Raw genomic sequence first — 15,312 nt, 5'->3', positions numbered from 1 at the left:
GGTAACCTATGACAGTTATTAAGGAACTGCGAACAAGGTTTACAGCAGAGGCAAAAGCACTCAAGAAAGCCTTTCAGTCTATCCAGAAAGACGCTAATGCTTTAGCGAAAAGTAACAAGGCGTTAAACGATGCTTTTAAAAAGACGAATAAACAGACAGACGTTACTACGAAACGTTTTAAAACGGCAAGTGGACAAGTATATGCTTTAAATAAAAGTTTAGATCAGACTCCTAAAATAGCAAAAAGGGTCGATAAGAGCATTAATACCATCAACAAAGGCGTTTACAATTTAAATAAGAGTTTTTCTGAAACTCCAGTAGTAGCAAAGCGTGTGGTTAAAAGTGTCGGGGATATAGGTAAAACGGTAACTGATGTAAATAAGGTAGTTGCAAAGACTCCAAATGCTGTTAAAAAGGCATCTGACAGTATGGATGCTATGAATAAAACGGTTTACACGTTAAATAAAAACTTTTCTGACACCCCTAAAATGGCAAAAAGAGCCGTTACAGGGGTTAGTTCTGTTCGACAAGGTTTAGGGGAAGCAACTACCCAAACAGGCAAATTCAATCAAGCTATACGTGGAATTAGAACGTATATGACCACATCTGGTAAGAATGTTATATCGACAGTTAATAACATGAAAAACTCTTTATCTAGTATTCCCCCTGTCGTTTCACAAGGATCTATTACAACTAGAAAAAGTATCATGAGTGGTATTGTAGCTCCATTTCGTGAAGCAACGAACGTTGTTAAGGGATACGCTGCTGTTCTTGGTCTGTTGAGCGCAGGAAGTTTAGCGGCTACAGGTATGGGGCGTTTATCTGCTATTGAAAATGCACAAGTATCACTGGAAGTTATGATGGGTGATGCAGAGCGGGCGAAGGGCTTTTTGGATGATGTTTTAAGCTTTGCTAAAACAACTCCTTTCGCATTCCCGGATTTAGCGGAAACTGCAAGGAATCTAGTCGCTTTTGGTATGGATGAAGCGAAAGTAATCCCAACCATGAAAGCGATTGGTGATGCAGCAGCGGGTTCTGGTAAAGGTGCTGAAGGACTGAATCAAATAGCTGGTGCATTCGGTGATATGCAGGTATCCGGAACATTATCCATGGATCAGATTAATAGGCTTGCATCTGCCGGTGTTCCAGCTTTAAAGATTCTCGCTAACCAAGCAAATAAGTCAGTGGATGAGATGAAGAAGGAAATTTCTAGCGGTACAATGTCATCTGCCAAAGCCATTGATGACTTGGTAAAGGGGATGCAAGAAGGAACAGATGGAGTTGCCGGCGCCACTGCAAGTATGGGCGGTCTAATGGAAAAGATGAAGGATACTTGGGTTGGATCCGTAGACAGTATGAAATCATCTATATCATCCGGAATGGCTAACCTAATGGAACCGATAAAAGTCCCACTGCAAGATTTCATGAAATGGTTTGGCAATTCATTTGGAATTATGGTTTCTGGAATTCTAAACTTTTTCGGAATGATGAAACCTGCAGTAGAACCTTTAAAGGTCGCATTATCTGATTTAAGAAGTTTTATGCAAAGTTTAGGTAGAACTGTCAAGAATTTATTCCAAGCACTCCAACCTGTTGCATCCTTGGTAGGGATGACACTTGTAGGTGTCTTTACTGTATTAGCTCAGGTACTTAAAAGCGTGATTGCTCCGACATTAGAGTATATATCCGGAATGAAGATATTTGCTCCAATTATTGCGGGTGTAGTAACGTATATTCTTGCTTATCGTTCGGCGTTAATTGCAGCTATCGCTATTCAGAAAACAGGAAACGTGTTAACAAAGGTATCAATTGCATTAGCAAAAGCACAAAGAGCGGCACATCTGGCGATGGTAGTAAGTGGGGGCGGAGTTAGAGGGATGCTGTTAGCATTGAATGCAGCAATGCGAGCATTAAACCTTACTATGCTTAAGAATCCGTTTGTTTTAGTAGCAGCAATATTAATTGGCTTAGGTGCTGCACTATACACAGCTTACAAACGTTCAGAAACTTTCCAAAAGGCAGTTAGCAAAGCTTTTGAAGTCGTAAAAGATGCTGCAGTTGCTGTTGGCGATGTAGTAGTCAATACAGCTAAAGTTGTTGGTTCATTTTTCAGCAGTGTTGGCAAAAATATTGCTGATTGGTTTAGTGCTAGTTTTATGCCTGTTTTAAACAATATAGCTTCATCAATTAGTCAGTTTGGTGGGAAAATCGCTGACTGGTTTATGAATAGCTTTATTGTTGGGATGAATAACATGCTATCCCAAGTTAAGAAATCCGGGCAGAAAGTAGCTAGTTATCTAGGAGAAGGCATTTCAACTGGATTAGAGAGTGCTTCATTATTTGCTGGCGGTGTAGGTGGTAAGATTTCAGATGCAATTAATGCATCGATTGATAGTACTGTACAAGCATTCGAGAGCGTTGGTCAACGAATATCAGATTCGATAGCGAACGGATTAATCGGTAGAGCTGGGGATATCGTAAAGAGGTATTTCGAATCTCTAATTGAATCTTTCCAGAGTTTCAGTGGTGTTGCAACACTAGTAGCTCCATCCCTAATCGGAATGGGTGCAAGAATGTTAGGTGTAACTGGTCCAATTGGATTGATTATCAGTTCAATCATGACCTTGATAAACATTTTTACAGAGCTATATCGAACAAATGAAAATTTCCGTAACTTCATTGATAACACTTGGAGAGCTATCCAGAGTGTTTTTTCTAATGTTTTAAAAGCTTTACAACCTATACTGGATGAGTTTAATAAGGCTTTTGGCGAAATTGTGGCAGAACTCGGACCCGAATTTGCCAAGACAAAAGAAGTGATTGCAGATAGTATCAACGAATTAAAGCCAACGTTCCAAGAACTAGGAGAAACCTTTGTGGAATTAGGCGTAACCTTTGCTGATCTATTCAAAGAAATTGGTCAAGTTGTAGGAGATGTAGTAAAGGAAATAGTTCCGTTATGGATTGAGTTTCAACTAACAATCGTAACAACAATCGGTGAAATAGTTAAGGTTGTTATTCCTTCATTACTAGAAGTCTTTAAATCTGTATTCCCACTGATATTGGACATTGTTAAAAGCGTTATATCAGTGGCTGTAGAAGTCTTTACGATGCTTATTGATGTTGTTTTAGAAATAGTGGAAGCCGTATTCCCGATGTTGCTATCTGTAGTCCAGTCCGTATTACCTGTCATTTTAAATCTCGTTAAAACAGTTTTACCGTTAGTCATGAATTTGTTTACAGCACTGATAGACGTTGTGCTAGAACTTGTAAAAGCTGTTGTACCAATGATTTTATCGGCGGTAAAAGCTGTTTTACCTATGGTTTTGAAGATTATTAAGTCAGTACTGCCTATGGTGATTTCGATATTCACATCATTGATCGATGTCGTAATGGAATTAGTCAAAGCAGTGCTTCCGATGGTCCTATCTATAGTAAAGTCAGTATTCCCGATGATTTTGAACATAATCAAAACTGTACTTCCCATTGTCATAGACCTTATAACATCAGTTGTAAATATTATTTTGGAGTTAGCTAAAGCAGTAATACCACTGGTGTTACGAATAGTGCGGATGGCTTTTCCTATTATCCAAAAGATCATTGAAACAGCAATGAAAGTCGCAATGGCTATATTAGAGGCATTGGTAACGGTAATTCAAAAAGTTGTAGTGCCAGGAATTGAGTTTATTCTAAAAGTTGTACAAACCGTCTTCCCAGTCATTACTAAAGTAATTGAAGGCGCACTAAATATCGTAATCGGCATTTTAGAGTTTTTCATCTCCTTGTTTACTGGTAACTGGTCTGGGATGTGGGATGCGATTAAGAAGATTTTAAGTAGCGCTACATCAATTATATGGTCAATTATTAAAGGCGTATTTGATTTAATCGCATTATTTATTAAAACAGTTTTCAATGCGATTGCTAGCTTTTTCAGCATTATTTGGTCAACTATTACCAATTTATTTAAGACGGTATTATTAGCAATTTATAATTTCGTAAAAGATCGTTTTACATCAATAAAAAATACCACAACCAATATTTTTAGTGCGATTTGGAACTTTATAAAAGATATTTGGAATAAAGTAAAAAACTTTATCTTTGATACTGTTTCTAATATCTTTACAAAAGTTAGAGATACCTGGAACAACTTGAAGACACGCACATCAGAAATATTTAGTGGTATCTATGATGGTATAAAGAGTAAATTTGACGACATTGTTGATGCTGCTAAAAAATTACCTGGTCGAATTAGCGATGGACTTAAGAGTATGGCAGACAAAGTAAAAGAAGGCGCTAAGTCAGTCGTAAACAAAATGGGAGGGCTACTTGAAGACGGCTTGAATGGTGTTATTGGTGGTATAAACTGGGTTCTAGACAAAATTGGTGTCAGTGAAAGCAATCAGATAAACGAAGTAACTATCCCAAAGTTTGCTAAAGGCGGTAAACATAAGGGTGGACTTATGATTGTCGGTGATGGTGGAAAAGAAGAGTTGATTCAAACTCCTGATGGAAGAACAATGTTGTCACCAGACACTGATACCTTAATGAACGCTCCTAAAGGAACAAAAATCTTATCTGGCGAGGATACTGAAACATTGCTTAGTAGTATCCCTGCATATAAGAGTGGTAACAGTTCTATTGGTGATATTGCTAAAAGCGCATGGGGAGCAACTAAACGAGGTGCTACTAAAGTAAAAGAGGTAGCTGTTGACGCAGGTAAAGCAGTAGGGCGCGGTGCTAAGATAGCGGGAGAAAAAGTTGTCGAATGGACTGGAAATGTGTGGGATTATGTTAAGGAACCAGGAAAGCTACTCAACATCGCGTTAAAAACACTAGGTATTGAAACGCCAAGAGGTGGTAGCTTTACTGGCGATATAGCTAAGGCTGGATTCACCATGATTAAAGACAAAGCCGTCGATTTTATCAAAGAAAAGCTAGATGTCTTTTCAAGCAGTGTACCATCAACCGGTAGCGGTGTCCAACGGTGGTCAGGCGTAGCAACCAATGCGTTACAAATGACTGGGCAATATACACCTGCTAATCTACAACGCCTGCTTTATCAAATGCAAACTGAATCTGGTGGGGATCCTAACGCTATTAATTTATGGGATAGTAATGCCAAACGAGGTACTCCATCTAAAGGACTTATGCAAGTCATCGATCCAACTTTTAGAGCGCACGCAATGCCAGGATTTAATCAAAATATTTGGGATCCACTTTCTAATATGCTTGCATCCATCCGTTATGCAGTATCACGCTATGGTAATCTTGCCAATGCCTATCGAGGTGTAGGCTATGCAGATGGTGGAATTGTAAACACGAAACAACTCGCTTGGATTGCAGAAGGCGGTTGGGCTGAATCGATTATAAGTCATGATCCATCTAAACGAGTAAGACAGCAGCGTATCTGGCAAGATACAGGCGATAGATTAGGTTTTACAGATGATAAGAGCAACAAGGAAATTTTATTCGAATTAAAAAGAATTGCTAAAGCTGTTGAAGAAGGAAAGGATTTATCTGTTGTTATGGATAGTCGTACAGTTGGTGAACTAGTAGAACCGCATGTAACGAACAAACAGCACCGTAAGCAAAATAGAAAAAGGAGGATGCCGAAATGACCAATAGTATGACATTTAATGGTGTCCGAAAACCTTTTATAAAATTAGTTGAAAGAGGGCGTCCGTATTGGGCGCCAAGAAATAATGAAATAGTTTCAAACAGAGGTAGGCATCGAGTTAGAAAAGTTGATACAGAACCCGTTCCTATTCCTGTCACGTTACGTATTGAAGCAGATAGTAAAGAGGATTTATTAAATAAAGCCGAGGAAGTAGCTGAATGGTTAAATACTGACAAGGAAGCTCCATTAATATTTGATGATAGGCCGAGTCGAACGCATTGGGCGATATTAAATGGAGCGGTTGAGGAAGAGGAAATAGTTTCTTTTTCAACTGCTTCTTTGGAGTTTATTAGCCTTTATAAGACAGGGGAAACTCAAATAATAAACGTCAATACAACATCAGAACAGCATGAAATAAAGGGGCAACTCAAAACACCCTGGACAATCGATGTTACATTCACCAAAAACACTAACCGATTTGAGCTTTGGGCAGGGGATATTTATCTGCAGCTTAATTATGAGTTTGTCGAAGGTGACAAGCTGATTGTTGAATATACAGGCAGGAAAGTAACTTTAAACGGAAATGATCTAAGAAAATCTGTGAGCATGAGTAGTAATTTTGATGAATTGAATCCCGGGAGAGTAAGTTTCCGATCTAGTCATGCAGCTAAAATAATTTATGATGAAAGATATTACTAGGAGGCGGTATTGATGAGTAAACTTGTGAGTAAGGATGGGAATACTATATTAAATACAAAAACAGGGAAACTAGTTATGAATAATTCGGATGTTAAAAGGGATTTTGCATTTGGCACTGATGAGACAGAGATAAAATTTAATAAAGGGGAATAATCCCCTTTATTAAATGGTGCTAGTTAACCTTTTATAACAAATTCGATAGAGTGAACAGTTCTTGCTTTTCTAACGATTTGACCGTTTGTACCATAAACTATTATATCGGAATCAGTTGATATTGCAGTTTCTAGTTTTTTGAACATATTGCCATCAAATTCATTTGGTAATATAGGCATACTTGCTGTAGATCCATCTTTGAAGTGAACCTTTGTTTCGTATTCCATATTTTCACCTCCCTTCCTATTTAGTAATTCGACATGAAATAGGAAAATCCTACTAGAAAGGAGGAAACCCATGACAGAATTATACATTTTCAGCCAAAACGATGAACCACTAACTATAATCACAGGAGACACAGGGCTTGTCGATACGCATTACCGCTTAGAGGTAAACAGCGTACCAGACACGCCTTTTTCTTTTACTGTTGAAGCTGACAGCGAGAATGCTAAATATGTAAAAGATGAAAACAAAGTCGTTTATCGAGATCATGAAGGCGACTTACGGTTAGCTGTTATAAAAGAGCTTGACGATAGCGACAGCATCGATGGTCCATTAACAACGGCAATTTGTGAACCGGAGTTTATGGAGCTTGCTGAAGCATTCGTATTGGATAGACGTTTTACCGACCGAACTGCACAATTTGCATTAGATGCTGCACTCGAAAATACTGGTTGGATTGGTGAAGTTGAAATAGATTCGGGCCTAGCATCCACTAACTTTTATCGATTGCGTGTTGTAGATGCGATTATAGATATTATCAAAACGTGGGGTGGTGAGTTTAAAGACGTAGTTGAGTTTGATGAAGAAAATAACATCGTCGCTCGTAAAGTTAAACTGTTACAACGTTTAGGAGCCGATACTGGACAACGCCTTGAGGTAGACCGCAACATCACAGAGATTGGTCGAACAGTGCTATCTTATCCCAAAACTGCAATGTATGGTTATGGGGTATCGTTAGAGACTGAGGGCGGTGGTCATACACGTTACATTGATTTTGCAGATGTTGTTTGGTCAAAAGCAAACGGTGATCCAGTTGATAAACCAAAAGGTCAGATGTGGGTAGGAGACCCGGAAGCGTTTGATAAGTATAAGCGTTTTAGAGCAGGTGCTTGGCGCCATCGTTATGGGGAATTCAGAAACCAGGACTACGAGGATCCAGAAGAACTATTATGGGCTACCTGGAACAACCTACAAGAAAACAAGCATCCAGAAGTCAATTATCGTTTATCTCTTGACCTGTTTGACGACAAAGTTTCTTTAGGTGATACAGCTATAGCTATAGACAGGTATTTTAGTAGACCAATAGAAATACAAGCCCGTGTTATTGCTATGGAATACGATTTGCTAGATATTGAAGGTACGATGGTTGTTGAGATGGGGCAGTTTTTAAATCTTGATGATGACCGATTAGACGAGGTTATTAATGAGGTTGAAAAAATAAGAAATAGACCATCAAAAGTAACCGAAGACAGCTTTCCTAACCGCAAACCATCAAGACCAGTTAACGTAGAAGCGCATGGGGGCTTTGAAGTCATCCAGCTTTATTGGGATTATGCTGACGAGTTATTTATCAAGCATTACGAAGTATATGGCTCACAAGTAGCAGATTTTGTTCCTGATAGTCAGCACTTATTATGGAGAGGTCAAGTAAGTGCTTTTGCTCATGCAGTAAATACAGATGAAACCTGGTACTACTACGTTAGAGCAGTCAACTATCACGGCACATCGTCTGATTGGTCTGCAAGAGTTTCTGCAAGCACTACACGTATTATCAGTGATGACATTCTGTTTGGATCCATCATTGCCGACCACTTAGCGGATAATCTTGACATTGCAGATAAATTAGCGCAAAACACCATTGATCGTATTAATGCAGGCCCAATGGAGGCTATCAATTATACGCAAGAAGAAATAGAAGCGACTGAAACTCGTATCCTTGCAGATTTAGATAACCGTATAGGCGATGTTAATGCCAATATTAGTGATTTAATCAATCGTGCTGACAGTATTGACGGGACTATTACAACAATCAATCAAGAGGTTGATGATCTCGAAGGAAGACTTAATATAACTATTAATCAGTTAACAAATATTGATGGAGTGGTCAGTGATCATACATTAACACTTAATGCTTTGCCTGGTCAGTTAAATGCAAAAGCTGAAAAAACCGAAGTATATACAAAAAATGAAGTAGATACCGCCATTGATAATATCAATATAGCAGATAGAAACTTAGTTTTAAATAGTGATGAATTTATCAGTAACGCATCTTATCAAATAGCAGAATACTCATTATCAGAGAGAATGGTAGAAGGAGTTACTTATTCAATTTCTCTAAAAGGCAACCTTCCATCTGCTCAAGATAGATGGGGAATTTATTTAATGAGTGGTGCTGGAACAAACTTGCTCATTAATTTAAGTCGAGATACCGAAAACAACGGAGTGTACCGTGGTACTTTTGTCGGCAAAGAGTATAATAGCAGCGACAGTTTACGTGTTTATAATATGCCTCAAAGCACTATAACAGAAACTGCTTCTATTGAATGGATTAAACTTGTTAAAGGAAATAAACCATCTTTAGATTGGACGCCAGCTCCAGAAGATACATTTGAACTGATAAACGACAAAGTAGATTTGACTGTATATAACAATAAAGTTAGTGAATTAGTGGTATCTATTGATGGTATATCTGGAAGAGTAAAAAATACCGAAACTAGTATTGATAGGATTACTGGTGACGTTGATAGCGCTCTAAGTCAAATTGGACAATTAGATGTAAAAGCAGATGGAATTATTGCAGATGTCAGTGAAATTAGTAGTGATCTAGGAGGTACGCAAAGTAAATTAGCCCAATTAGAAATTAAGGCTGATGAAATAGTTACTACAGTTAATAATATTCAAATTGGTGGAAGAAATATTGTATCTAATGATAGTCTTTCAATGAGTCTTGCTACACAGAATGGCTATGTTTATAGACTTACTAAAACGGGTTCAAGCAATCCTTACTTAAGGGTTTCAAGAAACTACTTTGATACCAATTCAAATTATATAGCAACATTTAAAGTAAAGAAAATTAGTGGTACCGTAACTGGAATGGCGGGACATACTAATAGTTTCGATAATATTGCCACCTACAGGGATGGAATTAAACTCCCACCATCTAGTTGGTCGACCGGAGATCAAAACTACCCAGATGATACTAATACTCACTTTTATGAGGTACATTTTAGTACACCTGCAAGTTTTCCGTCTGATTCAGCACCCTATTGGTACATTCAACCCAATCGTCCTAATTATGGACCAAATTTTGTTATTGATATATGGGATTTTCAAATAGAAAAAGGCACAAAGGCAACGGGCTGGAATCCAGCACCGGAAGATGGAATTGAATCAATGTCACAGGCGGAAAGCAGAATATCACAATTAGCTGATGAGATTGATTTAAAAGTTGATGTTGATGGAGTAATCGCATCTATCAATCTATCGTCAGAAGGCTTAAGAATTGCAGGTAATAAACATCACATTACAGGTCAGACGCTTATTGATGATGCAGTTATTGGAACATCAGCAATTGCTGATGCAGCTATCACTCGTTTAAAACTAGGAACAGGTGTAGTTGGTACATTACAGATTGAAGATGCTGCTATCACGGATGCTAAGATTAAGAGTGTTGCTGCCGATAAAATTAGTGCTGCAAGTTTAGATGCAATTAGCGGTAATATGGGTACTTTAAGGTCAGGTCGATTATTATCCAATAATAACAACATGGATTTAAACTTAAACACTGGCACGCTCCATATGCAAAATGCTGATTTTAGTTTAGGTGGAGGAGCACGTATCCGATTCCTGGACACTGCAAATAGAATTTTATATACAGTTAATGACCCTGAGGGAGTCCAGATAAGATCTGCGGGCGTAGGTATCGGTAATAATATTAACGCTCGATTTCCATATGCTTTTCTCGGCACCTCTTTAGGAACCAGCGTATTTGCCAGGGACGAGGATAATTTCACTGGATTTATTGCTAATACAAACGCCCGTATGAATGTGGATGGTATAGGGAACTCGGTTGTCGGTAATATTTTTCAGATTAGAAATTCTGCTATTGGATTTGACAAAGGTTACACGTTTAACCTTATGGGCAGCACGATAACAATGAATCCTATGACAACTGGTGTTTATAATTACGACATTGGCGCAAACGGAGCAAGATTACGTGATGTTTATCTCGATAGACTTCGTACAGGCGGTGACGGAGCTTTAATAATTGAGGACGGAGGAAGCGGGAACGGCGGCTATCGTTTCGACACGCGTCCACAAAACGACGGATTTAATACTACCTTTCGAGGTATTAATAGATTTAGTCACTCGTACAATATCGGTAATAGTGACAATAGATTTAGCTACATTTACCTTAGTAATGCGCCTCTCGTTTCGTCTGATGAAAGACTGAAAGAAGACATTCAAGACAATGTTTTGGGATTAGACTTTATAAACGACCTCAAGACTCACCAGTACAGGCTAAAACCGACAGGCGCAGAAGTAGGAAAGCAAAACGTGCAGCTCGGCCTCATCGCTCAACAACTCATAGAGGCTTTGAATCGACACAACGTGAATGCGGATGATTATGGTTTGGTGACAAGCGGCGGCGAGGAGCGCATGTACTCAATGCAATATGAACAACTGATTGCACCTACAATAAAAGCTGTGCAGGATCTCGACATTAAATTAGAAAATGAAATTACTTGGTTAAAAACAGAAAATCAATTCCTCAAAAATGAAATTAAAAAGTTAAAGGAGAAGGTAGCATGAATTTTATCCATGAGGTAGATTACATTTTTAATTTTGAAGTAGATGGTGAAATGGTATCCCATAAGGAATCGCATTTTGTGAATGATGTTGACAGAAGAAGATATAGATGGCAAGAACCAATAAACATTGGTACTCCGATGCCTTTTAATTTCAAGGGTACAGGTAATGATTATCAGGAAATTGAAGCGAATCTAATAGGCACCAAATTATTATTTACTAATCCTACAAACACTCTTTGGCATGTAGAATACGAACTTCCTGATATTGATTATGTTGTTATCGCGACAGTAACCAAGCGAGTTCAATGGTACCCGGATGGCGAAAGAGTATTCTATAACTTTAACATTGGAAATGTGAATGCTTATAAGAAAAAACTTGGAGGGAATGCATAATGATTAAATTACAAAACAAATATTTGAAAAACGTAGCAGACTTTTTACAAAACACGGTGTCAGCAAAAGGTAAGAAAAACGTCCACAGAATGCGGATTGTTAAAGCATTGACAGATAAAAACAAGGAGGTGGGAGATGAAGAACTAGCACTCCTAAAAGAGTATGCTAAGACAGACAGTGAGGGTGAACTGGTTGTTAACGAAGCTGGGGGTTTTGACTTTAAAGATAGGAAAACTAGAAAAGAGTTTAACGAACAGCAAAAAGACTTGTATGACGAGGATTTCGTAATTGATGATAAAAATTTAGAGTCTGCCTTAAAAACTGTAGAAAAATTAGTAAACGACTATGATAAAGAGCTTTCCGGGAAACATGCGGAAGCTCATTTTATTTTGGTAGAAGCATTTGACGAAAATAACACAGAGGAGGATGCAGAATGATGGCAAACTACGAATTTACGGAAACGAGCTCACGAAATATAACGGAAAACGATGTGGAGTTACGAGTAGTCAGCTTTAGAGGAACAGATCAAACGTCAATCCCTGATGAACAATTAAACGTAAATGGCAGCTTTAAAATGCCACTCATGGAGTACTTTATGGCAGGTGCGGAAGGTAGACTGTCAGAAGTGATTAAGGAGTATGTGGTAAAGAGGTTGACATCAACAGAAGGCGCTGAATAAGCGTTATTTTTATATCTAAACATTCCCCTCCTGATGTCCGATATAGGTATTTAGGAGGGGATTAAAATTGGAGATTATAGAAAAGTTATTTTTATTAGTTCCAGTTACTGTGATAATAACGATTATTACGTACTCGGTAAACTATTGGGATGCCACTAAACTAGAAAAAAGGCTTATGACAAATATCCAAAGGTTAAAAGTATATTTATCTATAATTTTTACAGCAACCTTATTATATACACTTTTACTAGCATTAATAAGCTTATTTAATGAGTCATCCACAGAAGAAAACATAAATGATTTATTTTTAATTTCCGGTTTTATAATGTTCATGGTATTACTGATTATTACTTCTACGATTTTATCGTTAGCAAATTTTATATTTAGTATAAAGCCAAGATATGTAATATTCTTAGAGAATGACTCAAAGCCATGGGATATTTTTAAGCCAATTGGTAAGAAAGGATTACTATTAAATCGTGATAATGAATTTAAATTTATTAATGATTATTATAACCTACCTATTAAAAAAGTAGCTTTAGAAAATGATTGGAGAAAATCCTTTTATAGCCCGAATAAACAGTTCTCTATTACTACTTTGGCTCTACTTTTCGTATTTATCTTATGTATTGTTGTACTAAATTTCAATTTATTTAACAGTATTTGGATAGTTTTTTGTTTAATATTAATTTCAATTATTTCGTCTATAATTTTTTTATTAATAATAATAAATTTTTATATGTACAATAAATTTCCAAACTTAATAGATTAAAAAAGACGCTAATATGAGCGTCTTTTTTAATTACACAAATAAGAAATAGGGGGTCGAGCATGTCACAAGACAAGGAGCTGGAGGACATGAAAGAGTTCATGACTGTACTCATGGAAGTAAAAGTATCGTTAGCAGAACAAAACGGGAAACTCGATAATTTGCTAGATATGAAGGATAAAATTAACGAGACCTACGATATAGCTAAAGGTGCTAACAATAGGTCTAAAGCAAATGAGAAGGACATTGAAAGCATGAAAGTTAATATCGATTCGAAAGCGAGCAAGGATGACGTAGAACGAATAGTTAAACAACGAGAAAATACATTTAAGAATTTACCGTCATGGATTGCATTAGGCATATCCATTGCAGTTTTTTTATTGACTTATTTAGTTAATTGAAGGGAGGTGAGAAGATGGATAAAGGAACGTTAATACGTACTGTCGTACTGGTAATCGCATTGATTAACCAGTTTTTAGTGACTGCAGATTTAAATCCAATCCCCGGTTCTGAAACGTTATGGGGCGAGATAGTCAGCATGATTTTTACAGGTATTGCTGCAGCAACTGCTTGGTTTAAAAACAACTATGTTACTTGGAAAGGGAAACGTCAGAAAGAAGTCTTACAACGAAATCAACTGATTAAATAGGTGGCTAGTCCAAACGGGCAAGCCACTTTTTTAATACAAAAATATTAGGAGGAGATTTATTATGGCTAAAATCGCATTAGGTGCAGGACATGGAATTAATACACCGGGGAAAAGAACACCAGCAGGTGAAAGAGAATGGTCTTTTAATAACAAAGTAGTGGTGGCAGCAATTAAGTATTTAAATGAGTATGAAAATGCAACAGTGATTCGTTTGGATGATTCTACAGGGAATACGGATGTATCGCTAACTGCACGTACAAATAAAGCTAACAGTCAAGGTGCTGACATTTTAGTTTCTTATCACCACAACGCAAATACAGGTCAATGGGGATCTTGGACAGGAACAGAGACATATCACTACCCTGGTTCGTCCTCTGGACTAGCACTAGCTAGAAAGATTCATCCAGCTATTGTGGGAGCAATGGAACTACGCGATCGTGGTATTAAGTCAGCAAATTTCCACATGCTGCGAGAGTCACGTATGCCAGCAATTCTTGTTGAGGGTGGGTTTATGGACTCGACTATCGATATTGTAAAAATGCGTAATAATACTGTGATGGACCTTACAGGTAAGGCTTTAGCAGAGTCAATAGCTTCACATTTTGGACTAAGAAAGAAAAGCAGTGGTGGCCCTGGAACATACACAGTTAAGTCCGGTGATACGCTATGGAGCATTGCGCAAGCTCACGATATGACTGTTAGCGAGCTAAAAGCTCTTAACAACCTAACTAGTGATGATATTTATCCTGGTCAAGTCTTAAAAGTAACGGGTGTGGTTTATCACACTGTAAAAAGTGGAGAGACGTTGTGGGGTATTGCACAACAGTATAATACAACTGTTAATGCTATTAAGAGTCTTAATGGCTTGACTGGTGATGTTATTCAGCCGGGACAACGATTAAGAGTTAAGTAAATAAAGCTAGCCTCCAATTAATCGTGGGGGCTAGTTTTTATAAATCCACATATTCCTTATTATTTTCAATAAAGGACGTATAGTGAGTGAAAGACTTCCTAATAAATAAGCTATACGTCCAAGTAACTCAGTAGAAGGAAAAAAATTTAATATACTTCCAGTTACAAAGAAAATTCCCACTAAAACGTCTCCGACTAATTGGAAAAAAGTATATTTCCTTTTAAAGTAAACCTCTAAGGATTGACCGTGTATACTTATATCCGTTGTATCCCCATTTGTATAAGTTTTTGTTTTCGGAAAACGCATATACTAATCCCCTCCTTGTTAAATTCACAGTTTATATACCCTATTGATAGTAAACTACACGTCATATTTCTTTATTGATTTTAATATTTACGTTTATACATATACCCTATAAATAGGAGTTTACATTCCCGATCTTTTATCTTTTTTTTCATGCGGCGTTTGCTTTATCTCCATAAAGATAGTCTCCTTATAAAGTATTATTTTGTAAAAATTACACATAATACAACAGAATTAGTGTGCGTAAAAGAAAGGTGGCACATAAGTGAATTTACTAAGGAGGATATCAATGGGCATATTAAGTGGAAATCCACAAGACGAGC

13 protein-coding genes are annotated in these 15,312 nt (G+C 37.4%); 11 read left to right on the top strand and 2 right to left on the bottom strand.

The features are described 5' to 3' along the window. The first annotated feature begins 8 nt into the window (after window positions 1-8). The 3 genes from D1B32_RS05585 to D1B32_RS23665 are packed head-to-tail and all read left to right on the top strand — an operon-like array spanning window position 9 to window position 6,469. Complete coding sequence (locus D1B32_RS05585) at window positions 9-5,618, top strand: tape measure protein (protein WP_118888855.1); 5,610 nt, start codon at window positions 9-11, stop codon at window positions 5,616-5,618. After that, entirely contained in the window at window positions 5,615-6,316 is a 702-nt protein-coding gene (locus tag D1B32_RS05580; RefSeq protein ID WP_118888854.1) for a distal tail protein Dit, read from the top strand. Before D1B32_RS05585 ends, D1B32_RS05580 begins: the two co-directional genes overlap by 4 nt. A 12-nt stretch (window positions 6,317-6,328) precedes the next feature. Further along, window positions 6,329-6,469 carry a hypothetical protein gene (locus tag D1B32_RS23665; protein WP_158586210.1) on the top strand — a complete coding sequence of 47 codons (141 nt, stop codon included), beginning with the start codon at window positions 6,329-6,331 and terminating at the stop codon, window positions 6,467-6,469. A 23-nt stretch (window positions 6,470-6,492) separates the two neighbouring features. On the opposite strand, the gene D1B32_RS05575 is transcribed toward D1B32_RS23665, so the two are convergent. After that, the gene (locus D1B32_RS05575) at window positions 6,493-6,696 is read right to left on the bottom strand and encodes a hypothetical protein (RefSeq protein WP_118888853.1); all 204 of its coding nucleotides are present in this window, start codon (window positions 6,694-6,696) and stop codon (window positions 6,493-6,495) included. A gap of 70 nt (window positions 6,697-6,766) precedes the next feature. Here D1B32_RS05575 and D1B32_RS05570 point away from each other — a divergent pair, with 70 nt between their 5' ends. From D1B32_RS05570 to D1B32_RS05535, 8 genes are all read left to right on the top strand, one after another. Continuing rightward, window positions 6,767-11,284: a phage tail spike protein gene (locus tag D1B32_RS05570; protein WP_118888852.1), complete on the top strand. Its 4,518-nt coding sequence runs from the start codon at window positions 6,767-6,769 to the stop codon at window positions 11,282-11,284. Continuing rightward, window positions 11,281-11,676 (top strand): hypothetical protein, encoded by a 396-nt coding sequence (locus tag D1B32_RS05565; protein WP_118888851.1) that lies wholly within the window; start codon window positions 11,281-11,283, stop codon window positions 11,674-11,676. Before D1B32_RS05570 ends, D1B32_RS05565 begins: the two co-directional genes overlap by 4 nt. Further along, window positions 11,676-12,113: a DUF1617 family protein gene (locus D1B32_RS05560; protein ID WP_118888850.1), complete on the top strand. Its 438-nt coding sequence runs from the start codon at window positions 11,676-11,678 to the stop codon at window positions 12,111-12,113. Before D1B32_RS05565 ends, D1B32_RS05560 begins: the two co-directional genes overlap by 1 nt. Then, the gene (locus D1B32_RS05555) at window positions 12,110-12,355 is read left to right on the top strand and encodes a hypothetical protein (protein WP_118888849.1); all 246 of its coding nucleotides are present in this window, start codon (window positions 12,110-12,112) and stop codon (window positions 12,353-12,355) included. The genes D1B32_RS05560 and D1B32_RS05555 overlap by 4 nt, the downstream gene beginning before the upstream one ends. A 67-nt stretch (window positions 12,356-12,422) precedes the next feature. Next, window positions 12,423-13,127: a hypothetical protein gene (locus D1B32_RS05550; protein WP_118888848.1), complete on the top strand. Its 705-nt coding sequence runs from the start codon at window positions 12,423-12,425 to the stop codon at window positions 13,125-13,127. A 59-nt stretch (window positions 13,128-13,186) separates the two neighbouring features. Continuing rightward, window positions 13,187-13,525 carry a hypothetical protein gene (locus D1B32_RS05545; RefSeq protein WP_118888847.1) on the top strand — a complete coding sequence of 113 codons (339 nt, stop codon included), beginning with the start codon at window positions 13,187-13,189 and terminating at the stop codon, window positions 13,523-13,525. A gap of 14 nt (window positions 13,526-13,539) precedes the next feature. After that, window positions 13,540-13,773, top strand: a complete 234-nt coding sequence (locus tag D1B32_RS05540) for a phage holin (protein WP_118888846.1) — start codon at window positions 13,540-13,542, stop codon at window positions 13,771-13,773. Between the two features lie 61 nt (window positions 13,774-13,834). Then, entirely contained in the window at window positions 13,835-14,686 is an 852-nt protein-coding gene (locus D1B32_RS05535; RefSeq protein ID WP_118888845.1) for an N-acetylmuramoyl-L-alanine amidase family protein, read from the top strand. 30 nt (window positions 14,687-14,716) lie between these two features. Here the strand turns inward: D1B32_RS05535 and D1B32_RS05530 are convergent, their stop codons facing one another. After that, a complete protein-coding gene (locus D1B32_RS05530; RefSeq protein ID WP_118888844.1) occupies window positions 14,717-14,992 on the bottom strand; it encodes a YrhK family protein in 276 nt (91 codons plus the stop codon). Between the last annotated feature and the right edge of the window lie 320 nt (window positions 14,993-15,312).

Source organism: Oceanobacillus profundus, assembly GCF_003515705.1.
Classification (GTDB): domain Bacteria; phylum Bacillota; class Bacilli; order Bacillales; family Amphibacillaceae; genus Oceanobacillus; species Oceanobacillus profundus.
This window is presented reverse-complemented; position numbering and strand designations above follow the sequence as displayed.